Origin of the sequence: Aliidiomarina soli, from assembly GCF_003986975.1 — a bacterium.
Classification (GTDB): domain Bacteria; phylum Pseudomonadota; class Gammaproteobacteria; order Enterobacterales; family Alteromonadaceae; genus Aliidiomarina; species Aliidiomarina soli.
In genome coordinates this window covers 50375-74504 of sequence record NZ_PIPO01000003.1, presented here as the reverse complement: position 1 = coordinate 74504, position 24130 = coordinate 50375, and the positions used below count along the sequence as shown (strand labels likewise).

Annotated in this window: 22 protein-coding genes and 1 tRNA gene; 16 read left to right on the top strand and 7 right to left on the bottom strand. The window is 52.2% G+C overall.

The features are described 5' to 3' along the window. Nucleotides 1–80 precede the first annotated feature (80 nt). Entirely contained in the window at nt 81–836 is a 756-nt protein-coding gene (locus tag CWE14_RS06875; RefSeq protein WP_126798721.1) for a 3',5'-cyclic-nucleotide phosphodiesterase, read from the top strand. Nucleotides 837–951: 115 nt separating this feature from the next. Here the strand turns inward: CWE14_RS06875 and CWE14_RS06870 are convergent, their stop codons facing one another. After that, nucleotides 952–2730, bottom strand: coding sequence for an acyl-CoA dehydrogenase C-terminal domain-containing protein (locus CWE14_RS06870; protein WP_126798720.1), 1779 nt, complete (start codon nt 2728–2730; stop codon nt 952–954). 194 nt (nt 2731–2924) lie between these two features. Here CWE14_RS06870 and CWE14_RS06865 point away from each other — a divergent pair, with 194 nt between their 5' ends. Then, a complete protein-coding gene (locus tag CWE14_RS06865; protein WP_126798719.1) occupies nt 2925–4049 on the top strand; it encodes a tRNA nucleotidyltransferase/poly(A) polymerase-related protein in 1125 nt (374 codons plus the stop codon). A 32-nt stretch (nt 4050–4081) separates the two neighbouring features. Here CWE14_RS06865 and folK read toward each other — a convergent pair whose 3' ends face one another. Further along, a complete protein-coding gene (folK, locus tag CWE14_RS06860) occupies nt 4082–4594 on the bottom strand; it encodes a 2-amino-4-hydroxy-6-hydroxymethyldihydropteridine diphosphokinase (protein WP_126798718.1) in 513 nt (170 codons plus the stop codon). Further along, entirely contained in the window at nt 4587–4946 is a 360-nt protein-coding gene (folB, locus tag CWE14_RS06855) for a dihydroneopterin aldolase (RefSeq protein ID WP_126798717.1), read from the bottom strand. Before folB ends, folK begins: the two co-directional genes overlap by 8 nt. 192 nt (nt 4947–5138) lie before the next feature. On the opposite strand from folB, the gene plsY reads away from it, so the two are divergent. After that, nucleotides 5139–5726, top strand: coding sequence for a glycerol-3-phosphate 1-O-acyltransferase PlsY (plsY, locus tag CWE14_RS06850; protein WP_126798716.1), 588 nt, complete (start codon nt 5139–5141; stop codon nt 5724–5726). Here the strand turns inward: plsY and tsaD are convergent. Both tsaD and CWE14_RS06840 read right to left on the bottom strand, forming a co-directional pair. Further along, nucleotides 5713–6738, bottom strand: coding sequence for a tRNA (adenosine(37)-N6)-threonylcarbamoyltransferase complex transferase subunit TsaD (gene tsaD / locus CWE14_RS06845; RefSeq protein WP_126798715.1), 1026 nt, complete (start codon nt 6736–6738; stop codon nt 5713–5715). The genes plsY and tsaD overlap by 14 nt on opposite strands. A gap of 75 nt (nt 6739–6813) precedes the next feature. Further along, nucleotides 6814–7869, bottom strand: coding sequence for a type IV pilus twitching motility protein PilT (locus tag CWE14_RS06840; protein WP_126798714.1), 1056 nt, complete (start codon nt 7867–7869; stop codon nt 6814–6816). Between the two features lie 174 nt (nt 7870–8043). Between CWE14_RS06840 and CWE14_RS06835 the strand changes: the two genes are divergently transcribed. The 4 genes from CWE14_RS06835 to CWE14_RS06820 all read left to right on the top strand — a co-directional run bounded on the left by CWE14_RS06835 (nt 8044) and on the right by CWE14_RS06820 (nt 10673). After that, nucleotides 8044–8748 (top strand): YggS family pyridoxal phosphate-dependent enzyme, encoded by a 705-nt coding sequence (locus CWE14_RS06835; protein ID WP_420837100.1) that lies wholly within the window; start codon nt 8044–8046, stop codon nt 8746–8748. A 9-nt stretch (nt 8749–8757) separates the two neighbouring features. Continuing rightward, nucleotides 8758–9582 carry a pyrroline-5-carboxylate reductase gene (gene proC / locus CWE14_RS06830; RefSeq protein WP_126798712.1) on the top strand — a complete coding sequence of 275 codons (825 nt, stop codon included), beginning with the start codon at nt 8758–8760 and terminating at the stop codon, nt 9580–9582. Between the two features lie 63 nt (nt 9583–9645). Then, nucleotides 9646–10173, top strand: a complete 528-nt coding sequence (locus tag CWE14_RS06825) for a YggT family protein (RefSeq protein WP_126798711.1) — start codon at nt 9646–9648, stop codon at nt 10171–10173. 47 nt (nt 10174–10220) lie between these two features. Next, a complete protein-coding gene (locus CWE14_RS06820; RefSeq protein WP_126798710.1) occupies nt 10221–10673 on the top strand; it encodes a DUF4426 domain-containing protein in 453 nt (150 codons plus the stop codon). 37 nt (nt 10674–10710) lie between these two features. Here CWE14_RS06820 and CWE14_RS06815 read toward each other — a convergent pair whose 3' ends face one another. Beyond that, on the bottom strand, nt 10711–12438 hold the full coding sequence (locus CWE14_RS06815; protein ID WP_126798709.1) for a potassium/proton antiporter: 1728 nt from the start codon (nt 12436–12438) through the stop codon (nt 10711–10713). Between the two features lie 183 nt (nt 12439–12621). On the opposite strand from CWE14_RS06815, the gene rdgB reads away from it, so the two are divergent. Together rdgB and hemW are read left to right on the top strand one after the other, a co-directional pair. Next, entirely contained in the window at nt 12622–13215 is a 594-nt protein-coding gene (gene rdgB / locus CWE14_RS06810; protein ID WP_126789926.1) for an RdgB/HAM1 family non-canonical purine NTP pyrophosphatase, read from the top strand. Nucleotides 13216–13225: 10 nt separating this feature from the next. Then, complete coding sequence (hemW, locus tag CWE14_RS06805) at nt 13226–14383, top strand: radical SAM family heme chaperone HemW (protein ID WP_126798708.1); 1158 nt, start codon at nt 13226–13228, stop codon at nt 14381–14383. On the opposite strand, the gene trmB is transcribed toward hemW, so the two are convergent. Continuing rightward, nucleotides 14380–15072: a tRNA (guanosine(46)-N7)-methyltransferase TrmB gene (gene trmB / locus CWE14_RS06800; protein WP_126798707.1), complete on the bottom strand. Its 693-nt coding sequence runs from the start codon at nt 15070–15072 to the stop codon at nt 14380–14382. The genes hemW and trmB overlap by 4 nt on opposite strands. A gap of 73 nt (nt 15073–15145) precedes the next feature. Between trmB and mutY the strand changes: the two genes are divergently transcribed. The 7 genes from mutY to CWE14_RS06765 all read left to right on the top strand — a co-directional run bounded on the left by mutY (nt 15146) and on the right by CWE14_RS06765 (nt 24110). Then, nucleotides 15146–16189, top strand: coding sequence for an A/G-specific adenine glycosylase (mutY, locus tag CWE14_RS06795; protein WP_198676553.1), 1044 nt, complete (start codon nt 15146–15148; stop codon nt 16187–16189). Nucleotides 16190–16285: 96 nt separating this feature from the next. Next, nucleotides 16286–16561: an oxidative damage protection protein gene (locus CWE14_RS06790; RefSeq protein ID WP_126798705.1), complete on the top strand. Its 276-nt coding sequence runs from the start codon at nt 16286–16288 to the stop codon at nt 16559–16561. Between the two features lie 139 nt (nt 16562–16700). Then, nucleotides 16701–17819 (top strand): glutamate 5-kinase, encoded by a 1119-nt coding sequence (proB, locus tag CWE14_RS06785; RefSeq protein ID WP_126789931.1) that lies wholly within the window; start codon nt 16701–16703, stop codon nt 17817–17819. Continuing rightward, nucleotides 17816–19069 (top strand): glutamate-5-semialdehyde dehydrogenase, encoded by a 1254-nt coding sequence (locus CWE14_RS06780; protein ID WP_126789932.1) that lies wholly within the window; start codon nt 17816–17818, stop codon nt 19067–19069. Before proB ends, CWE14_RS06780 begins: the two co-directional genes overlap by 4 nt. Nucleotides 19070–19188: 119 nt before the next feature. Next, nucleotides 19189–19264 (top strand) — tRNA-Phe (locus CWE14_RS06775). Between the two features lie 298 nt (nt 19265–19562). Continuing rightward, nucleotides 19563–20465 (top strand): ABC transporter ATP-binding protein, encoded by a 903-nt coding sequence (locus tag CWE14_RS06770; RefSeq protein ID WP_126798704.1) that lies wholly within the window; start codon nt 19563–19565, stop codon nt 20463–20465. 30 nt (nt 20466–20495) lie between these two features. Beyond that, a complete protein-coding gene (locus CWE14_RS06765) occupies nt 20496–24110 on the top strand; it encodes an ABC transporter permease/M1 family aminopeptidase (RefSeq protein ID WP_126798703.1) in 3615 nt (1204 codons plus the stop codon). Nucleotides 24111–24130 lie beyond the last annotated feature (20 nt).

Genomic DNA, 24130 nt, shown 5'->3' with positions numbered 1-24130 from the left:
TGAATGTTGAATTTATCCGCCTTTACAGAGTCTAGGCTAGCGAGCTAGATTAATTGGATAGTCGATAAAGGAAACTGAGTATGGATATAGATATTCTTGGCTGCAGTGGTGGGGTCAGTGGAAACGTTCGCAATATGGGAACCACATGTCTGCGCCTCGGCGAGCATTTACTCATCGACGCTGGCTCAGGCTTAAGTAAACTGACGCTTGATGAGCAGCGTAAAATTGAAGATGTCCTGCTAACCCATTCACATATGGACCATATCAGTGATCTACCCGGCTTTCTGGCCAACCTTTTCGACCACACTGACAAGCCTGTGCGTGTCCACGCATTACCGGAAACCATTGAGATACTGAAAGACTGCGTTTTCAATTATCAGGTCTGGCCGGACTTTACTCAGTTGCCGACCCCGCAAGCCCCGATTCTTGAGTTTGTCGCGATTCAGCCCTGGCGTAGTTTTAAGCTTCAAGGGTATGAAATCACTCCGTTCTTCGTCGAACATTCGGTTCCCACCGTGGGCTTCAGTATTAAAGACAGCAAGAGCCATTTCGTTTTCAGTGCCGATACCACGGTCAGCGAAACACTAATCGACGAGCTTAACCGGCTTGGTCACATTGATACCCTGATGATCGAGTGTGCCTTTCCTGACAACAAGCTTGATATTGCACGACAGTCAAAACACATGACCCCTACTCTGGTACTGGAAACTCTGGATGGGCTGGCTGAACAACCGAAAAAAATCTGGATCACCCATCTCAAACCGGCCTACGACAAACAGATCCGTCACGATATTCGTCACAACCCGGACTGTCATCACTGGCGGGTACTTCCTTAGTTGGTTTACTGAATCTGGTTAGTCGACTCAAACACCAACTAGGCAATTAAAAAAGCCACCTCAGGTTTCTGCCCTGAAGTGGCTTTTTTTCAGTCTTATAGCAATCGGCTAACGATTAAAAGTCGTCCTCGTCATGCAGGTAGAGGCTCTCTGAACCAGACTCCAGTGCTCCCACCAGACCGTCAATACGAGGCAATAACTTAGCAAAGTAAAAACGTGCTGTCTTAACCTTGGCTGAATAGAAGGAATCGGTGCTGTCACTCGCTTCCGCCACTAGCGCCATGCGCAGCCACAGATAGGCGTACGCCACGTAACCGACTAATTGCAAGTACTCCACCGCCAGGCTATTGATGATGTTTTCATCAGTAGGTACCTGTTTCAGAATACCTTCAGTAACGCTCACCAGAGCCTCGGTCGCTGCGCGCAATTGCGCCGCTTCTTTGCTCCAGTTGTCGCCCGCCTCGTTTAAGGTCTTTTCGATATCCGCGAGCAAAGGTTTCAGCAGCTCGCCGCGTGAACCTGCCACTTTACGTCCCAGCAAATCAAGCGCCTGGATACCGTTCGTACCCTCGTAAATTTGTGCAATACGGCAGTCACGTACCCACTGTTCCTGACCCCATTCACGTACATACCCATGACCACCAAGGATCTGCTGACCATGAATGGTCGCTTCTAATCCGGTATCCGTCATAAAGGCTTTGGCCACAGGGGTCAGCAACGCAACCAGTTTATCCGCTGCTTCACGCTCTTCGACATGTGGCGCATATTTGGCCCGATCTAACTGTTGCCCGACATAGCTTGAGAACGCCCGGCCACCTTCAATGAAAGCTTTCATTGTCAATAGCATACGGCGGATATCGCCATGTACCAGCAAGGTATCAGCACTGGCTGAGGTGTCCTGGGTCGCCTTGGCGCCACGGCCCTGACGGCGGTCTTTGGCATAGTCGAGTGCGGTGCCGTAGGAACGCGCTGCTGCGCCCAGTCCCTGAATACCCACACCCAGCCGCTCGTAGTTCATCATCGTAAACATCGCAGCCAGACCTCGGTTTGGTTCACCGACCAGCCAGCCTTTAGCGCCGTCAAAGTTCATCACACAGGTTGCTGAACCATGGATACCCATTTTATGTTCCACGGAACCCGCAGCGACTGCATTGCGCTCGCCCAGTGAACCATCGTCATTGACCAGGAACTTAGGCACAATAAAGAGTGAAATACCTTTGGAACCAGCCAGTGCATCAGGCAACTTAGCCAGCACCAGGTGAATGATGTTGTCAGTTAAGTCGTGCTCACCACCGGTGATAAAGATCTTTGTTCCACTCAGGGCAAAACTGCCATCAGCCTGAGGCTCCGCTTTGGTCCGAATAATCCCCAAATCAGTTCCGGCGTGAGGTTCGGTCAGGCACATGGTTCCCGTCCATTCACCTGCCGCCATGCGCGGAATATAGGTTTGCTTAATCTCGTCACTGGCATGGGAATCGAGGGCGATAATGGCACCTGCGGTCAGCCCTGAATAAAGCGAAAAGGAAATATCCGCCGCACACATCATTTCTTCATACTGTGCTGAAATAACTTTCGGCAGACCCATACCGCCCAGCTCAGGGTTTGCCGTTACCCCAACCCAGCCGCCTTCGGCCAACTGCCTGAACGCCTCTTTGTAACCGTCCGGGGTGGTTACCGTAGCATCACGGTAGCTGACACCCTGTTCATCGGCATTGCGTGCATTGGGTGCTATCAGCCCTTCAGTAACCTTGGCGGCCTCTTCGAGAATGGCAGTTGCCGTGTCGGCGTCCATCATCTCCTGCAATTCAGGCATAACAGCCCAGTCGTCTGCTACGCCAAATACTTCGTGCAGTACGAAATTCATATCCTGTAACGATGCTTTATAGTCGCTCACAACTACCTCCTGACCAGCTGACACCCCTTACCGACTGATCAGCAAGGCGTTAGAAAAACACTAGTTTCAAACGTGTGTTTGATTCAGGCGTATCATTACAAAGCTATTCGCTGCTTGCAACTTCAAAATGCTGCTATTAAGGTGCTTGCTTAGGATCGACCCGTTGCGAAATATTGACAGTTGGAGAATTTGTCTTGAAAACCTACCTGGTCGGCGGCGCTGTCCGCGATGAGTTACTTGGCCTTGATGTGCACGAACGTGACTATGTGGTGGTTGGTGCGACCCCCGACGAGATGGTAGCGCAGGGCTTTACTCAGGTAGGCAAAGACTTCCCCGTCTTCCTCCATCCTGAATCACGGGAAGAATACGCGCTGGCTCGCACCGAGCGTAAATCAGGCAAAGGCTATACCGGGTTTGATTGCTATGCAGCGCCTGATGTCACGCTTGAGGATGACCTGCAACGTCGTGATCTGACCATCAATGCCATTGCCAAAGCCGCCGACGGCACGCTGATTGACCCTTACCAGGGGCAACTCGATATCCAGCGCCGCAGCTTACGCCATGTCTCGGCCGCTTTTAGCGAAGATCCATTGCGTATTCTGCGGCTAGCAAGGTTTGCTGCTCGCTTCGAACCACTGGGGTTCAGTGTTGCCGACGAAACCTGGCAACTGATGCAGAGTATGGTGGCGGCGGAGGAACTCGGCCACCTGGCTAAAGAGCGTATTTGGCAGGAATTGAGTCGCAGCCTGTTGGGTCCATCCCCGGATGTGTTCTGCCGTATTCTGGATGAGCTCAATGCCTGGCCTCAGCTACTTGGTGTTAACCACTGGCAGCCGGTGAGCTGGTCGTCACTCGAGGTTCTGCGCCATTCATTGCAAAGCGAAGCGGACTACAGGTTAAACATTGCCTACACTATTTTTGCTCAGGCGATACTCAGCGAAGGGGTTATAAGCGACGACCGGGAGCTTGCCGCAACCCTGCGTGTTCCGAATGAATGTGCCGAACTAAGCGCACTGGTGACATTGCTAAAGCAAGAACTGGAGCCGACCAGACTCAATGCCGACTGCGCAAATGCAGTAACCAAAGTCATTCAGCGGGCTGATCCCATCCGGCGTCCCGAACGCTGGCAGGATCTGTTAACCACACTGGATCTGCTCGACTGGGGCAGCGCCGACGTCAGGCAACGACTTAGCCAGGCGGCTGTTGCCTATCAGACAGTTAACCCACAAACCCTGATGGAGTTGGGTTTACAGGGAGCTGCTCTGGGGCAGGCACTTAAGGATAAACGCCATGAAGCGGTTTGCCGGGCTCTGCAATAAAGATAGTACCGGGGGTTGCAGCAAACTAGGATTCAGTTCCGCTGCCCCCAGTCAAAATGAACAGGCCACAAAACCTGAGCGCTGGAATCGCGCAACGACTGCCACAAACTGAGATAGCTAAGCTGGTTTACCGGGTGGCGGTAGTGCGGCACCAGCTCTGCCAGAGGTAACAACACAAAACTATTAAAAAGAATTTCCCCACGCGGTAGTTCAGGCTGCTCGCTGCCCTTAGCGGGTTGCACGCAGTCATCATACAGCAGCAAGTCGAGATCCAGCGTCCGCGCGGTGTATTTTTCCGCGTTCAGCGCCCGCCCGTGTTCAACTTCTATATCCTTAAAGAGCTGCTGCAATTCATTGATAGCGAGGTCAGTGCGTGCCTGCACGACCAGGTTGAGGAAGTTATCGCCATCAAAACCAACCGCTTCACTTTCGTACACCGAGGACAGTCGTAAAGAAGAAAAATACTGATTCAGGCGACGCACGCCAGCACGGATATTCCGCTCCGGGTCAATATTACTGCCGAGCCCAATAAATATCTCAGTCACGCGTTCCCCGTTCTATCTGCACCGCAACCGACACTGCATTTTTAAGTGCTGTCGGTTTACTTACCTTAATCCGCAGCCAGGTCACCGCAAAGGTGGACATCACCATGGATGCCGCCTCTTCGGCGACACGTTCAATCAGTTCATAGGGTTTACGCTGCACCAGGGCTGTCAGTTCGTTACTCACAGCTTCATAGTCGAGAGCATCCTGGATGTCATCGCTGAGCCCCGGGCGTCGATTGTCCCAGGCCATTTCAATATCCAGCAACAGCGGTTGGCGAACTTTCTTTTCCCAGTCGTAAATACCTATCGTGGCATCTATTCGTAAACCTTCAATCAGCACCCGGTCGGTCATCGTTGTCGTCTCTATGTTGTGGTTCTATTTGCCATCACTTGCAATGAAAATTACAAAATCAGGTAAAGACAGCTGGTCGGATAGCATTTTTCTAACAAACCTTTTATTCTTAGCTCCTTAAAACTGAGCCTCTTAAAAAAACGAGCAGCCCGAAACCGCCAAATACTACCCTAACTGAAAGGCAAAACCCAAATGTCCGCGCTTGCACTCCTTATGATTCTTTCAGCCTATCTACTAGGTTCAATCAGTAGCGCGGTTATTATTTGTCGGCTTTTCGAACTCGACGACCCTCGTTTACGCGGGTCTGGTAACCCCGGCACGACCAATGTCTACCGTCTTGGCGGCTGGACGCCGGCGCTGCTGACATTGCTGATGGACGTTTTGAAAGGCATGCTACCGGTTTGGCTGGCTTATTATTTCGGTCTGGACCCGTTCATTTTAGCCTGGGTCGCTATTGCTGCCTGTCTCGGCCACATCTACCCATTGTATTTCGATTTCAAAGGCGGCAAAGCGGTTGCAACTGCGCTTGGCGCGATGTTTCCAATTGCCTGGGAAATGGCACTGCTACTTATCGCAACCTGGCTGTTAATGTTTGGCATGACCCGGGTCTCTTCATTGGCCGCCTTAATAACCGTTAGCCTGGCGCCAGTCTATGCTTTCATTATTAAGCCACAATACACTGTACCGGCGATTATGCTGGCAGCGCTGATTATCTGGCGCCATCGCCATAACATCGTCCGGCTTTGCCGCGGTGAAGAAGTTAGCTTCAGGAAGCGTTAACGGCGGGTAATTCCTGCAACGGCCAGCGCGGCCGGGTGATTACAGCAAGATCTTCAGACTGCCCCGCCTGTAGACGTTGAGCACCAGCAAACGCAATCATCGCCCCATTGTCAGTGCAGAATTCAGCGCGCGGATAAAACACCTCGCCACCAAGTTGGGTGGTTAAATCCGCCAGTTGTCGGCGCAACTCAAGATTGGCACTGACCCCACCAGCGACCACTAAACGTTTCAAACCCGATTGCTGCAAGGCCCGTTTGCACTTAATAGCTAAGGTATCGACCACGGCCTGCTGAAATGCCAGCGCGATGTCCGCCCTGCTCTGCTCAGTGCCATCACTTTTTTTAATCGCATTGGCGGCAGCGGTTTTTAGGCCGCTGAACGAAAAGTCCAGACCCGGGCGATCTGTCATCGGACGTGGAAAGACAAACTCCGGGTTAACCTGGCCCTGTTCTGCCAGTTTAGCCAGCCGCGGTCCGCCCGGATAATCCAGCCCCATTAGTTTGGCTGTTTTGTCGAACGCTTCGCCTGCGGCATCGTCGATAGACTCGCCCAGTAGCTGATACTGGCCAATGCCATCCACACGAACCAGCATGGTATGCCCACCAGACACCAGCAATGCGACAAAAGGGAAGGCTGGCTGGTCTACTTCCAGCATCGGGGCAAGCAAGTGCCCTTCCATATGGTGAACCGCTAACGCCGGCACTCCCCAGCCGTAAGCCAGACTTCGTCCAATGCAGGCACCAACCATTAATGCCCCAACCAGCCCAGGGCCAGCGGTATAAGCAACTCCATCAATGTCCTGCGCCTGCAGACCTGCTTCTGCCAGCGCCCGTTTAATTAATGGCAAGGTCTTGCGAACATGGTCACGCGAGGCCAGTTCCGGTACCACGCCACCATAGTCGGCGTGCAGCTTTACCTGACTGTACAATTGGTGCGCCAACAGGCCCCGCTCTGTGTCGTATACCGCAATTCCGGTTTCATCACAGGATGTTTCAATACCCAGCACTCGCATTCGCGGCTACCTCTGTGTGGTTGGATCAGCGCAGGCTGTAATTCGCGCTCTTTCAATAGGCCGCTAGTTTACCGTTTAGCGCCGTCCACTGCCAGAGTATCCAGCTATGTCACGGTCAAGCATCTGCTGAACCAGTGCCTCAGCCACTTCACCGCGCTGCTGCAAACTGATTAACGCCTGGGGCATGGTTTGCATACCGCTCGCCGCCCCGGTCTGCATAGCGGATGCGATCTGACCGATACTATCCTCACGGATCAAATTTCTAATTGCAGGGGTTACCCACATAATTTCATGGGCCGCCACGCGTCCACCGTCGACCCGTTTCACTAGTAACTGGGAAATAACCGCACGCAGCGATTCGGATAACATGGTCCGGACCATGCCTTTTTCATCTCCTGGAAACACATCCACGATGCGGTCAATGGTCTTCGGTGCCGACGTCGTATGTAAGGTTGCGAATACCAAATGGCCGGTCTCTGCAGCCGTCAGCGCCAGGCGTATGGTTTCCAGATCGCGCAGCTCACCGACCAGAATGACGTCGGGGTCTTCACGCAACGCGGCCCGCAATGCCACAGCAAAGCTGCTGGTATCACGGTGAACTTCACGCTGATTAACCAGGCTGAGCTTATTCTGGTGCACCAACTCAACCGGATCTTCAATGGTCAGAATATGATGTGGGTAGTGGGCATTGATGTAATCAACCATCGCTGCCAGCGTCGTCGACTTGCCCGAGCCAGTAGGGCCTGTCACCAGCACCAAACCGCGTTGCAGTTGCGCTATCTCCTTTAGCACAGCCGGCGCCTGCAACTCATCAAGACTTTTAACCCCACCCGGGATGGCGCGCAAGACGGCTGCTGGGCCCCGCTGCTGACAGAACGCATTGACCCGAAAGCGTGCCCCACTAGCTAGCTCATAAGCGAAATCGAGCTCTTGGTAACGCTTGTACTGGGCACGCTGCGCGGCGGTCATTAATTGAGTAAAGGCTAACTCCAGATCGTCGCGATCAAGCCTCTCGCCGCCTGCGCTGAGTATGTCGCCGTCGACCCGCAACATCGCCTTCGCGCCAACCGACAAGTGCAGGTCTGATGCGCCTTTTGCCAGCGTCTGCGCCAGTAATCGATGAATATCCATATTCGTCATCTCTTGGTTGTTGAGGTATTTGTTTGTTACGTCGTTATTGGTGGCCTCTTCGGCGTAGTAAAGGGCATTCAGAGCCCAAACTGCGGTTCAAAAATGAGCCTGAGAAATCGCCGCGTTAATGTTATTATCCTAGTGGAAAGCAATTGATTCGCTAGAGGAAAACCGATGACAATGGCTGATTCAGAGGCGATTGCCACAGCGTTAGCAGAGCAGCAGCGACGCGTTCAGAAGGCTTGTGAACAGGCCTGCAGAGCGCCGCAGTCAGTGCGTATTCTGGCGGTGAGTAAAACCAAACCAGCCTCGGCAGTTCGTGCAGCATATCAGGCGGGGCAGCGGGACTTTGGCGAAAACTACGTCCAGGAAGGGGTCGATAAAATAGCCGAACTTGCTGACTTATCGGATATCGTCTGGCATTTCATCGGTCCGCTGCAGTCCAATAAAACCAAGCTGGTAGCTGACAATTTTGCCTGGATGCAAAGCCTCGACCGTCTCAAAATTGCACGCCGGTTAAACGACCAGCGCAGCGATGACCAAGCGCCGTTGCAGGTTCTGGTTCAGGTTAATATCGATAATGAAGCAAGCAAAGCCGGGATTGCAATCGACGACATCGCCGATTTTGCCGCTCAGCTAGCACAGCTTCCCCGGCTTCAGCTGCGGGGTCTGATGGCTATTCCTGCAGCCGATGCCAGCAACGCACAACAGCAGCAAAGCTTCAGTGCCCTTGCCAACGCATTCAAACAGTTACAAACCCACTATCCTCAGGTCGATACGCTATCATTAGGCATGAGCAATGATCTTGAGCCGGCTATTGAGCACGGCTCAACAATGGTTCGTATTGGCACTTCTATTTTCGGTAAACGACAAGCATAAGGATTTTTCATGGCTAACACCCGTACTATTGCATTCATTGGCGCAGGTAACATGCCACAAAGTATCATTGGCGGTATGGTCCGCGGCGGCTATCCGGCGAGCGCTATTTTCGCCAGCAATCCGAGCCGGCCAAAGCTCGACACCCTGGAAGAAAAGCACGGTATTCAGACCTCCCAGGATAATATCGAGGTTGCCAGTAAAGCGGACGTCATCGTGTTGTCGGTTAAACCTCAATTGATGGCTGATGTTTGCGCTCACTTACGCGAGAACTTGCCCAACCTGGCAGACAAGCTGGTGATTACTATTGCGGCTGGTATTCGGATCGAAAAATACCATCAATACCTGGGCGACGATGTCCGTATGATTCGGGTGATGCCAAATACGCCATCCCTGGTCGGTGAAGGCGTGTCCGGACTGGCAGCCGACAGCCAGGTCACCGAGAATGACAAAGACTTTGTCACTGAAGTATTCGACTACGTTGGCAAAACCATCTGGGTTTCAGACGAAGATGGCATTGACGTGCTGGGCGCGGTCGCCGGCAGCGGCCCCGCGTATTTCTTTGAATTTATGGCAGGCTTGCAACAGGTGGCCGAAGAACTTGGTTTCTCCACCGAGGATGCCCGGACAATGGTTCAGCAGACTGCATTAGGCGCAGCCTCAATGGCCAGCCAAAGTGAACTGTCTCTCGTCGACCTGCGCAAGCAAGTAACCAGTAAAGGCGGCTCTACGGCCAAAGGTGTTGAAGTCTATCAAAATGCGAAGCTCGATAAGATTTCAGCAGATGCAGTCAAAGCGGCCGTTGCACGCAACCAGGAAATGGCCAAACTGTTTTAACAAAGTGGTACAGGTGCGCCGTGCAACCATAACCAGATATTTAATTCACTACAGGGCTTTACCATGAACGAAGGCTTACTTTTTTTAATTCAGACGCTATTCACGCTATATATTATGGCGGTTACCATGCGCATCTGGCTGCAATTGGCGCGCGCGGATTACTTCAATCCATTGAGTCAGTTTGTGGTTAAAATTACCGACCCAATTCTACGTCCGCTGCATCGGCTAATCCCCTCCCCGGGACGCCTCGATTTAGCCGCTTTACTGCTGGCCTTGGTATTGAGCATGATAGCTATCTATATCCGCGCCAGCATGATGGGCGTCACTGCCGATATCATGGTGTTAATTGTGGCAGGCGTGCAGTTCTTTATCGGAACCGTGCTCCAGCTGATGTTCTGGATTATCTTTATTCGCGCCATTTTAAGCTGGTTCAGTAGCGGCAGTAATCCGCTGGAGCTGGTCATGCACCAGTTGACTGAACCCGTGCTGCGCCCTGTGCGTCGGATTATCCCCCCGATTGGCGGGCTCGATCTGTCGGTAATCGTGGTGTTGCTGGTAATCCAGTTTCTCCGTATCTGGATTGGTTTCTGATAAGGGCTCGAGAGAGCTGTTAACTTCAACACAGGAGTACCACACCGATGAAACAGATTTGGCTAGGCTGTTTAGTTGTACTGAGCTTATTCAGCACCTCGCTGTATGGGCAACAGCGTGAAGATGATGGGCAGACCTACCAGCGACTGGGTGACTGGGAGGTACATTACAGTGCCTTCCCCAGCACCTTTTTGCTGCCTGAAATCGCAACCCGTTATCAGCTGACACGGAGTAACTCGCAGGGGGTTGTGAACATTTCCGTGTTAGATGCAACGTCCGAGGAGCGTGAGGCGCAGCGTGTTCAGGTGACTGGTTATACGCTCAACGAGCCTGGCCAGCGACGCAATCTGACCTTTCGCCGCCATGTCGATGGCGAGGCCATCTATTACATTGCCCAAGTGCCTCACGGTCGCGAAGACACCTTACGTTTCTTTGTTACCATCCGTAGCGGCACCGATGAGCAAACACTCAACTTTAACCACACTTTCTATCGGCAGTAACGGCGCATCGGAAACCGCAAGCATGCAGTGAAGCCCGCTAACTAGTGGGCTTCACACCCACTTTCAGAATATCGCCATTCTCAGCCACATCGCGTACGGTCAACACCAGGTTGCCCAGGGTCACGTTGTCCCCGACTACCACCCGGCGGCGGAAACGTTTACGGATCACATCATCAATGCTCTGCTGTAAATCTTCCGGCGTATCACTGGGTAGCGCGTAGAACACCGTTAAGTCCTGCAATTTAACATCGGCATTTAGCACAAAGTCACCAAAGAAACTTGCTTTGGTTACCCCTTTCGCCGTACCGCTGGAGGCAAGCACGTCGGAAATTTTACGCAGGTCAGTTTGTTTCGCCATCACCAGCACGGTATCCCCTGCACTGATAAGTGGGTTGGACAAACGTCGGATCCAGCTGTCGTCACGGATCAGGCCAACGAATTCAACCGGCACCGAAATGCTAATTTCATCCCAGTGGTGGTCGCAGGCCGGGGTGTCGTCTTCAATTTTAAACGCGGCTACTTCGAGCACTTCGTTGCCAGGCACCATATCCAGTGGCATCCGGTAATCAGGTTCGGGCTCCGGCGGGACTTCTAACTTGAGCCAGCGTGCCACCGGCAAAATACTCCAGCCCTGAACCATCAGCGACACCAGTACCACGAAGAAGGCGATCTCAAAATACAGTTGCTGGTTTTCCAGCCCGGCCATCCAGGGGAACAATGCCAGTACAATGGGCACCGCGCCGCGTAAGCCGACCCAGCTGATAAACACCTGGTCGCGCCAGGGAAAGCGGAACGGCAGCAAGCTAACGAACACCGCCAGCGGACGAGCGACCAGAATTAGCACTGCGGCCAATACCAGCGCAGGGATGCCAACTTCGAAGATAGACGATGGGGTCATCAGGATCCCAAGCATCAGGAACATTACAATCTGACTCAGCCAGGCGAGTCCGTCATGCACACGCAGAATATGCATCACCTGAGGCAGGCGCGCGTTACCGATCAGATAGCCCATCAAATACACCGCGAGGAAGCCACTGCCGCCAAGTTTCGCGGTAATGGCGTAGACCATAATTGCACCGCCGACTGCCAGCAACGGAAAAAACGCGAAGCTTAACGGCAGTTTACGACAGGCATACACAAACAGACGACCACTGAGATACCCCACCAGTGCGCCGACCACCGCTTGCTGCATGACATGCACCACCACCATAGGGCCCAGTTTGGTATCTGGCGCGGCCAATACGGAAACCAGGGTCACCGTTAAAATAACCGCCATGGGGTCGTTACTACCGGATTCAATTTCAAGGGTCGATGCGACACGCTCTTTAATCCGCAGACCTTGCGACTGGAAAATTGAGAACACCGCGGCGGCGTCTGTTGAACTTAAGATAGCGCCCAGCAAAAGCCCTTCGGTCCAGCTGAGATTGAACAGAAAGGCCGCAGCCAACCCAGTAATAACGCAGGTGATGATAACCCCAACCGAAGCGAGGGTTGCTGCAGGTGCGAGCGCGACACGGAAGCGTTCGGGGTGGGTGCGCATCCCCCCGTCGAACAAAATAATGACTAAGGCGATGGAACCGATCAATAGCGCAATATCCGGGTTATCAAACTCGATGCCTAAAATACCCTGTTCGCCAGCGAGCATGCCAATGACCAGGAACACCAACAACAGCGGTGCCCCGGACCGGGCCGAAACGATACTCGCCAGAATGCTGACAACCAGCATGGCCCCGGCGGCAAAAATAATAAGATTAACAACATCCATGAACAGGTAATCACCCTAGTTAAAATTTCTGCGAAACTTAATTTGCGCCTTAAAGCATTTTACGTCTAATAACTCATTTTGATATAGCATATTAGCATAATACGCCATAGCTTCCATTTTCGCCGCTGCGCTTTCAGGGTATACTGACCACATCTCAGTGTAGCCAATGGGTGAGCCAGCCATATGACAGCAACTAAATCCATCGTACTTGCCACCAGCAATAAAGGAAAGGTGAAAGAGCTTGATGCCTTGCTGGCCCCTATGGGTTGGCAGGTCCGCCCACAAAGCGAGTGGAACTTCAGCGATGTTGAAGAAACCGGTTTAACCTTCGTCGAAAATGCCATTCTCAAAGCACGCCACGCCTGTGAACAGACAGGGCTTCCGGCTTTAGCGGATGACTCCGGCCTGGCCGTTGATGCGTTAGGCGGAGCACCTGGTATTTATTCGGCACGCTTTGCCGGTGTCGGGGCCAGTGACACGGACAACGTCAGCAAATTACTTGAGCAACTGGACGGCGTTGCGTTGCACGCCCGTACCGCTCGTTTCATCTGTGCGCTGGTTTTTATGCAGCATGCGAACGACCCGACCCCTATTATCTGTCAGGGCGAATGGGAAGGACGAATTCTGGATACCCCTGCCGGGGATGGCGGTTTCGGCTATGACCCGGTATTTTTTGTTGCGGAAAAAGGCTGCAGTGCGGCCGAACTGAGCCCTGAAGACAAGCGTATGCTCAGTCACCGCGGCAAAGCACTGGCGCAATTGCGCCGTTTACTGTAACCAGGATCTTATGCTTACACTGCCTCCGCTTAGTCTCTATATTCACATCCCCTGGTGTGTGCAGAAATGCCCTTACTGTGATTTCAATTCACACGCTCAACCAGAGGTGATCCCCGAACAAGCCTATATTAATTGTCTGCTTGATGACCTGCGTGCAGACTTGAAATGGGTTCAGGGCCGACCGTTGCAAAGTATCTTTATTGGCGGCGGCACGCCTAGCCTGTTCAGTGCAGATGGCATAGCGCGCTTACTGCATGAGGTTGAAGGGTTAATTCCGTTCGCCGACGATATAGAGATCACCCTTGAAGCAAACCCGGGCACCTTTGAAGCTGAGCGTTTTGCCGGTTTCAGCAAGGGCGGTGTTAACCGGCTCTCGATTGGTGTGCAGAGCCTGATAGAACAGCATCTAAAACGCTTAGGCAGAATTCATGACCCGGCTCAGGCACGTGCCGCCGCAGAACTGGCGGGTGAACTTCGTCAGCAAGGACTCCTCAGTAGTTTTAACCTTGACCTGATGCATGGTCTGCCTGATCAAACCGAAGCCGAGGCAATCAGCGATCTGGACGGCATTATTGCCCTGCAGCCCCCGCACATATCCTGGTATCAGCTGACCATCGAACCCAATACCCTGTTCGCCAGCCAGCCACCCACACTGCCCGATGACGATACCCTGTGGGATATATACGAACAGGGCCATCAACGGCTTGCAGCCGCCGGTTACGAGCAGTACGAAGTAAGTGCGTACGGAAAAACCGGCCACCGCGGCCAGCATAATCTGAATTACTGGCGCTTCGGTGACTATCTTGGAATCGGCTGCGGGGCTCACGGTAAGGTGACCTTACCCGCAGAGAACCGCATTTTGCGCACCGAAAAGGTCAAACACCCACGCGGCTACCTTGATTTAAGCCGACCGTATTTATATCGCAGTTGGGATGTGGCGAAGAAAGAGCGCGTGTTCGAGTTCTTTATGAATCAGTTACGTTTACTCGAACCGGCGTTGAAAAGCAGCTTTGTCGACTACACAGGTTTGTCACTGGAAGACGCTGATCAGGTTCTTAAAAAATCGATTCAGCAGGGGTTACTGACCAATAAAAGCGACCACTGGCAAACAACGCCGCGTGGTCGCCTCTATCTGAACAGCATATTAACCGAGCTGGTCGAGGTTTAGCTCTTTTTGAACTGCAAGTCCCAAACGCCATGGCCTAAACGCTGTCCACGCTGCTCAAACTTAGTCAACGGGCGTGAATCCGGCCGCGGAACATAATCACCGTTCGCTGACAGGTTGTCCCAGCCTTGCTCGCCCTGCATCACTTCAAGCATGTGCTCGGCATAGTTTTCCCAGTCAGTGGCCAGATGCAGAATACCGCCATGTTGCAGCTTTGCATGCATTAACTGAACGAACTCAGGCCGGATCAAGCGACGCTTATGATGGCGTTTCTTGTGCCAAGGATCGGGGAAGAAGACCTGAATTTTAGCCAAACTTTCGTCTGCCACGCAATCCTGCAGAATCTCCACCGCGTCATGCTGAAATATGCGCAGGTTTTCCACACCCTGGGCTTCAGCTTCCATCAGGCAGGCGCCTACTCCCGGCCCGTGTACTTCAATACCAATGTAGTTACTGTCCGGGTCGGCCTTGGCCATTTCCACCAACGAATGACCCATACCAAAGCCGATCTCCAGTACCAGCGGTGCCGGGCGACCGAACGCCTTGTCGAAGTCGATGCTGTCAGCCTGGTGCTGTAAACCTTTGTCAGGCCATTGACGTTCCAGCGCTGCGGCCTGGCCTTTGGTCAGGCGCCCTTCCCGCTTTACAAAGCTACGAATACGGTGGGTAAATTTCTCAGTTTGCTCGTTCATGGCGGTTTTTAAACCTGTTACACTGTTCAAAAGCTCGTCATTATGCGGTTTAGCACGGGAAAAACAAGTCAAGATGCCTCTTACCCCTTCTCAGGTTCACCATATTCGTCAGCAAGTCATCAACTGGCAGGCTGAGCACGGTCGCCATGACTTACCCTGGCAACAGGACGTAACGCCGTACCGGGTGCATGTCAGCGAGATCATGTTGCAACAAACTCAGGTGACTACGGTTATTCCTTATTTTCAGCGCTGGATGGCAGACTTCCCGACCTTGTCTGCGCTAGCCAGCGCCAGTGAAGACGAGGTTATGGCCCACTGGCAAGGCCTCGGCTACTACTCGCGGGCACGAAACTTACGCAAAGCGGCGCAACACCTGATCGAGCAGCACGCAGGACATTACCCTGATGACCTTAAGTCATTAAACGATATTCCTGGGATTGGCCGTTATACAGCGGGTGCCATCCGCTCCTTTGCATTTAGCAACTACGGACCCATTGTCGATGGCAATGTGAAAAGGCTCTATGCTCGATTGTTCGCTATTTATGGTGAACCTAATAGTAGTGCGGTTAATAAAACCATGTGGCAACACGCAGAACTGCTCACTCCGGAAAAACAGAGTGAACGCTATAGTCAGGGGGTGCTTGACCTTGGTGCAACACTTTGTAAAAAGAGTAACCCTGAATGCCAGCGCTGTCCTCTGCAGGAAAACTGTTTTGCATTTCAACAGAATAAAATTGGGGAACTGCCGTCGGCGAAGAAGCGCAAAACCAAACCGGTCAAAGACGCGCATTTCGCCTGGCTTATTAATGACACCACGTCAGCTACTGAATTAATGCTGGAAAAACGGCAGAGTCCCGGAATTTGGGGCGGACTATGGTGCATTCCGCAGTTGACGGAGCAACCTTACTCTGCGCGTCTGGTGGGTGAATTCACCCACGAGTTCAGCCATTACCGCTTGCAGGCCAAAGTGTGGGCTCATCAGCTCAACTCGGTAGCAGAAACCGCCAACGCGCAGCGGTTGTATCCACTGGAGCAGCTGGACAGCGTGGGGCTGCCTACACCGATTCGTAATTTCATTAATGATATGAAAGCATTAAGCAAAAATGATACAAACTAACTATAACCCTGGTTGGCTTCCCTTGCTTTTTTTCACCACAAGCCTCATACCTAGGTTAACTGACTAAAAATACGTATAAGTAGTGGAGACGCCATTTTGACCCGAACGGTATTTTGCCAGTATCTGCAACGCGATGCTGAAGGTCTGGATTTTCAAATGTATCCAGGTGAGCTTGGACAACGAATTTACCAGCATATCTCTAAAGAGGCCTGGGCCGCCTGGCAGCACAAGCAAACTATGTTAATTAATGAAAAACGACTGAACATGATGGATGCGGACGCCAGGGCCTACCTGAGCAAAGAAATGGAAGCTTTTTTATTTGAAGGCAAAGATATCGAGATCGATGGCTATACGCCTCCGGAAACGAAGTGAAATTGGGTATAACTTCGTCAAATTTACGTTAAATTCGTCGAAAAATTATTGACAAGCAATGACTTCCGTGGATGCCGAGCTGGTCAGCTAAGGTCAGCTGTGGTACCATGCGGTCACCTTAAACCAACAGGGAGTCTCTATGAAAATCCCAAGCTGGCGAAGAGCAGTAATCAAAGTCGGTAGTGCTCTTATTGCGCCAGATGGCAACGGCTGTAGTTCAAAATACCTTTTAGCAATCGCTCGTTTTATTATTGAAGCGCGTGAGCGCGGGCAAGAAGTTGTACTGGTATCCTCTGGCTCAGTCGCCGCAGGCCGACACCACTTCAATATTGATCAAAAACCCATTCCCGTCATTGTAAAGAAAGCCATGGCTGCCGTCGGGCAGAACCATGTAATGGAAAGCTGGTCGCGCCTTTTTGATTTTCCATGCGCCCAGGTTTTGATGACTCATGACGACCTGCGTGAACGCGAGCGTTATGTCAGTGTTCGCAACACCATTAATACGCTCCTGGAACACGGCATTTTGCCGATTGCCAACGAAAACGATGCGCTGGGAACCGATGACCTGAAGGTCGGTGACAACGACAATCTGGCAGCCATGGTGGCTACCGTAGTTGATGCCGATGCCTATTTTATCTGTTCCGATATCAACGGCGTATACGATAAAGACCCGAACAAGCATAAAGATGCAACTTTGATCCCGGTGATCGAAGAAATTGATGAAAGTATCTATGCCCTGGCTGGCGGTTCCGCCAGTGCAGTAGGCACCGGCGGCATGCGTACCAAAATCGAAGCCGCTGAGAAGGCCACTACCCACGGTATAGATACTTACATTGTGAACGGGCGCAAAGGGAGTACCTTTGAAACCTTATTACGCAATGAAAACCCTGGAACCTTGTTGAAAGCAAAAGAAAATCCATTGTCCAACAAGAAGCACTGGTTGCGCCATACCCTGGTTGCTCAGGGCGAGTTGTTAATCAACTCAGCGGCAGTAGAAAACCTTCGTGTAGAAGGTGGTTGTCTACTAAGCTCAGATATCGTTGATATTCAGGGCAACTTTGATCGCGGTGATGCAGTGCTGGTGCGTAGCGCCGAAAGTACGGACACCATCGCGAAAGGTATATGCCGCTACAGTGCGCACGAGCTGATGCACATTAAAGGCCAAACCGACTCGGAAATTGCCGAACAGTACGGTTACAGCCCAATCAGCGAAGTGATTCACCGTGACGACCTAATGTTAATGGAGAAGCATTCATGAGTAACGTTTCAGCAGAACAAATTGCGCAACGTGCAGCGAAAGCAGCACGCGCCGTGGCTAACCTGACCACTGATGAAAAGAACCAGGTACTGCAGCGTATGGCTGATGCCATCCGCGCGGACAAAGATCTAATCCTTGCCGAAAATAAAAAGGACCTGGAGGCTGGTCACGAAAAAGGACTCGATGAGTCAATGATGGACCGCCTGGAGCTAAACGATGAACGCATCGAAGGCATGGCTACCGCACTCGAAGAGCTTATCGCCCTGCCCGATCCGGTAGGTGAAAGTTACTTACTGGAAGAGCGTCCAAACGGTATGCGCATCGACAAAATGCGTATTCCACTGGGTGTCATCTGCATGATCTACGAAGCGCGTCCAAATGTAACGGCTGACGCCGGTGCGTTATGCTTTAAATCCGGCAACGCGGTCATTCTACGTTGTGGTCGTGAAGCACTGGGCAGCTCAAAGGTTATCGCTGCAGCCATGCATAAAGCACTGCGTGATTCTGGCTTACCGGAAGACGTGATTACCGTGGTGCCGACCCCGGATCGTCAGCTAATGGCCGATCTACTGCAGCAAAGCGACTACATTGATCTGGTTATTCCGCGTGGCGGCGAAGGCCTGATTCATTATGTCAGCGATAACTCCAAGATCCCGGTCATTCAGCACTATAAAGGTGTCTGCCACTTATACGTGGATAAAGATGCGGATCTGGATAAAGCTCTGGCGTTACTGCTTAACGGCAAAACCCAGCGCACTGGTGTCTGCAATGCTCTTGAAGGCCTGCTGGTCCATTCGGCAGTGGCTGACAAGTTCTTCCCAATGGCAGCCAAAGCGCTGGCAGAGAAGAACGTAAAAGTGCATGCCTGCAACAACTCAATCAAGTACTTTGATGGTGCAGAAGCGATTGCGGACAGCGACTTTGGTGAAGAGTATCTGGCATTAGAAATCGCAGTGCGTGAAGTGCGCGACTTTGACCATGCCATTGAGCATATTCAGGAATTCTCCAGCGGCCATACCGACGTTATCTGTACCGAAAATGAAGCCACAGCAAAACGCTTTATTCAGATCGTCGACTCCGCCGTGACTATGTGGAATACCTCGTCACGCTTCTCAGATGGCGGTCAGTTAGGTTTAGGTGCAGAGATCGGTATTTCGACCTCAAAACTCCATGCCTACGGCCCTATGGGTCTGCAGTCGCTAACCACCGAGAAATTCGTGGTTACTGGCACCGGGCAAATCCGCGAGTAAGTGTTTTGCCTATTAACTAGGCATTCGCGCCATGTAACTGGTTGCAAGCCTTGACAGAGGGCGTAAAAAAACGTTTAATACGCCCTCGTTTTTAGCCCCTAAGGCTTGAAACCTGGCATGCCCGGATAGCTCAGTCGGTAGAGCAGAGGATTGAAAATCCTCGTGTCGGTGGTTCGATTCCGCCTCCGGGCACCATTATTATGAGAAACCCGCCTTCTGGCGGGTTTTCTTTTATGTGTCCCCGGCGTCATCTTCGATTATCAAATGCATCCATGCATTTCACCCTCCGGGCCAATGCTTACGCGTTGTTCAAAACCGCTCCCGGCAGTTTTGTCCGCCTCCCTCTTTGCTTTGCCCCTTACAACTGGTTACAATTTTTTCACAACTTTCTCTCCCTGCTCAACGCCAAGTAAGGCATAGTTCCCGTTGGTTAAAAATTCGGCTTCGCCCTAACACAACAGCAAAACCATAATTTAAACAAAGGGACTCACTCATGCTCAGCATTCGCAATTTATCAAAAACCTATGGCAATCAAGTCAAGGCACTGGACAATGTCAGCCTGGATATTCCAGCTGGTATGTTCGGTCTTTTAGGCCCTAACGGCGCAGGTAAGTCATCACTGATGCGTACCATCGCCACATTACAGGGCGCTGACAGCGGCGAGATTGTCTTTGATGGTATCAATGTGGCTGAGCAACCCCAGCAAATTCGTGCCACCCTGGGCTACCTGCCACAGGACTTTAACGTCTATCCGAGAATCAGCGCCTATCAGTTGCTGGATCATATTGCGGTATTAAAAGGGGTGACAAAAAATAAAGAACGCAAAGCGCTGGTCGACCGCTTGCTGGAACAAACCAATCTTCATCAGGTACGCAAAAAAGCCGTCGCCACATTCTCTGGTGGCATGCGCCAGCGCTTTGGTATAGCCCAGGCACTGATTGGTGACCCTAAGTTAATTATTGTTGATGAGCCTACGGCGGGCCTCGACCCCGAAGAGCGTAATCGTTTTCATAACCTGCTGGCTGATATCGGCCAGCATAAAGTCGTAATTCTCTCGACCCATATTGTTGAGGACGTCGCTGACCTTTGTCCGCGCATGGCGGTACTGGCTGACGGTCGAATTCAGTTAGAAGGCGAGCCGCAGGTTTTAACCAACGAGTTAAACGGACAAATCTGGCGCACCACGGTAGATAAGCACGACATGGCAACCACCATGGAGAACTTCCCGGTCATCTCCAGTCGTCTGCAGGGCGGACGTAGTGTGCTTCACGTGCTGGCCAGCGAGAGTCCCGGTGCAGGCTTCGAAGCTGTCGCCCCGGATCTGGAAGACGTTTATTTTGCTACCTTGCATCGTGTACGTCAGCAAAACTCAAACATTCAGAGCAACGCTGCTTAACCGCGCACTAACCGATACGGAGATACAGCTATGTGGTTAAAACTCGTTGCTTCTGAATGGAGTTACTTAAGACGCCTGCCGTCATTTTATATCGTCAGCGCGTTATTCTTTCTGCTCGCCTTCCTGGCGATGACTATCGATAATGTACAAATTGCCGTCGGCGGACCGAATATCCTGCAAAACGGGCCATGGTTCCTGGCCATCGCCATGGTGGTATTCAGCCTGTTTGGCATGTTTGTGGTGGCAAACTTTGTTGGTAACACCGCCACCCGTGATGTCAGCTGCCGTATGGACGGTATTATTCTGGCCACCCCAGTGCCTCGTGGGGCCTATTTATGGGGCCGGCTAACTGGCGCATATCTGATCACCATGCTGGTGTTCTGTGCCATTCCTCTGGGTTTGCTGCTAGGCAGTTTAATGCCGTGGGTCGATGCGGAGCGCTTCGGTCCAACCGTTATCGCCTATTACGTGTGGCCGGTTGTGGTGCTGGTCGCCCCTAGCCTGCTCTTTTGCGCGGTTTTATTTTACGCATTGGCGATGTTTAGTCGTTCAATGATGGGCATGTATCTCGGCGTAGTCGCCTTTTTTGTGCTCTATTTGATATCCGGTGGACTACTCAGTGAGCCCGAGCACCGGACTATTGCTGCCTTGGTCGATCCCTTTGCCAGCTCGGCCTATATGGAACTGACCCGTTACTGGACTGCGATTGAGCGCAATACCGAGATTGTTAGCTTCGACGGCGTCTTACTCTACAACCGCCTGCTTTGGCTCGGCCTGGCTGCACTCATCATTGGCGTCTGCCAATTTACCCTTGATCCTCGCCGGCCACTTACTGGCCGCAGCGCACGCAAACGACAAAAGCAGTTACAACAAAATACCGTCTCTGCAGCTTCATTCAGTGGTGTCTCTGCCGCGGTCCAACTGGATCTCCCGCAGGTGCAGCAACAGCGCGGTTTTACCAGCTGGTGGCCACAGCTGATGCGACAGACTCGCTTTGAAGTCAGTCAAATCGCCAAAAGTGCACCTTTTATCATTTTGCTGTTGATCACTATGATCATGCTGGGGGCTGCATTACTGTTGGAAGCCAACACAGCCTATGGCACCGCGAGCTGGCCGTTTACCCGACTGATGGTGGATGAGGTGATGAATGCAACCTCACTGCTCGCTCTGGTTGTGGTGATTTACTACAGTGCTGAAAGTGTCTGGCGCGAGCGCCAGAGTGGGATGGGCGATATTGTCGATGCCACTCCGGCCCATAGTTCGGTGTTTTTCCTCTCCAAACTCGCCGGTCTTTTGGTGGTGCTGGTAGGTTTGTGTCTTGCAGCCGTAGTGGTCACTGTGTTGTATCAGCTGAGTAAAGGCATGGCCTATCTCGAGCTGGGTCAGTATGCGTTGCGTTTAGGTCTGTGGTACGTGTTACCAATGCTGATGACCGCAGTGCTGGCTATTTTTGTCCAGGTACTGAGCCCGAACAAGTTTGCCGGTATCGGCATTATGGTGGTGTTCATCATTGTGCAGATGACCCTGAGTTCAATCGGCTTAGAGCACAATATGTATTCCTTCTCCGCATCACCGGGACACATGTACAGTGATATTAATGGCTATGGCCATTACCTTACGCCGCAACTTTGGTACATGCTCTACTGGGGTGGGTTAACACTGGTGCTTGCCGTCCTCGCCTACACCTTATGGCGACGCGGGTCCGAGGCCAGCCTGAGAGACCGCAGCCAACGACTGTTAAGTAAACTGGGCTGGTCTGGTGGCGCTATGGTCAGTGCTGGCTTGCTGGCGTTCGTTATTGCAGGCACAGTGATTGTGCACAACACCCGGGTTCTCAACGAGTTCACCCCATCGAAACAGCGCATGGATCGAAGCGCTGAATACGAAAAGGAGCTTCGCCCTTACCATGACATGGCAGTGCCTTCGATCACTGCAGTGGAGCTTGAAGTAGAACTCTATCCACAGCAGCGAAGCGCGGTTGCAGTTGGTGAATACAGTCTGCAGAACCAGACTGAGGAGCCCATCGAACGTCTTTTAGTGCAACTTCCACAGCATGGTTCGCGTGCCAGCAACGCTGAAATACAGGTTGACGGGGCTCAGGTCGGCAACCTGGATCCGCGGTTTAACAGTCAATGGGTGGAGTTCGACACACCACTTGCCCCTGGCGACCAAACCCGGATGAGTTTCAGAGTCGAACGCACCAACCAGGGCTTTGTCGACAGTGGCAATGACCTTAGTCTGCTGCACAACGGCACCTTTATTAATAACTACCAGCTGCTCCCAGCGTTGGGTTATCAGGCCAGTGCCGAGCTGCAGGACCGCCACGAACGACGAAAACGGGATCTGCCTGCCCGTCATCCGCTCCCCGACCTGGACGATGAAGCGCAAAACAGAATCAATGCCTTTACCGGACATACCCATTACATTGATTTCAATGTGCTGGTCTCTACAGATCTAGGTCAGACTGCGATTGCACCGGGGTACTTAACCGAGCAATGGGACGACGGTGAACGGGCATATTTCCGCTATGCGATGGACGCGCCAATCCTCAACTTCTTTAACCTGATGTCTGCGGATCTGGAGATCACTGAGGACGAGCATAATGGCGTTGCCATTAGCGTGTATCACCATGCCCGTCATGGCATGAATGTGCCCCGTATGATTGACGGGGTGAAGGACTCGCTGGATTACTTCAGCGCCAACTTCAGTCCTTATCAGCATCGTCAGTTGCGGATCATTGAGTTCCCGTATCGTAGTTTTGCTCAGGCGTTCCCCAACACAGTGCCGTTTTCGGAAAATATGGGCTTCGCCCTCGATCTGCGGGACGAAGAGAGTATTGATTTCGCCTATTACGTGACCGCCCACGAAGTTGCCCACCAGTGGTTTGCCCACCAAATCACCCCGGGGAACGTGCAAGGCGGTCAGGTTTTAAGTGAAACCTTATCTCAGTACGGCGCCTTAATGGTGATGGAACGTACCTATGGTAAAGAGGCGATGCGTCGCTTCCTCAAACGTGAGCTTGACCGTTACCTGTCAGCACGAAGCTTTGATGTGATCGGAGAGTCGCCGCTGTATCAGGTAGAAAGCCAGGCTTACATTTATTACCAGAAAGGTTCATTGGTCATGTATGCACTACGCGACTACCTTGGTGAAGAAGCGGTCAATACCGCGCTGCGTAACCTGATTGATGAGTTCCAGTACGAGCACCAGCCGTACCCGAATACGCGGGATCTGATCCGTTTGCTACGTGAACAGGCTACGGACGAACAACAGGTGCTGATCACCGATATGTTTGAGCGCATCGTACTCTTTGATCTGCAAACCACGGGCGCTGAACTGACCGAACTCGACAACGGCCGCTGGCAACTTAGCCTGACTATTGATGCACAAAAACTGGAAGCGGATTCCATGGGGCAGGAAGAGGCCGTAGATTTCACTCAGAGCTTCGACATTGGAGCACTGCGCACGCACCCGGATCAAATCAACGACGCGGATGATGTTCTGTATTTACAGAAGCACCAAATCTCTCGCGGTGAAAACCAGATCCTGATCGAGCTCGACGAGCGCCCTGCGTTTGCCGGAGTCGATCCCTTCGTCAAGTTGATTAGCCGCGACGTCAGCCAGAACGTGCGCGCGGTGCGTTAACAACGTAGTTATACAGGCCA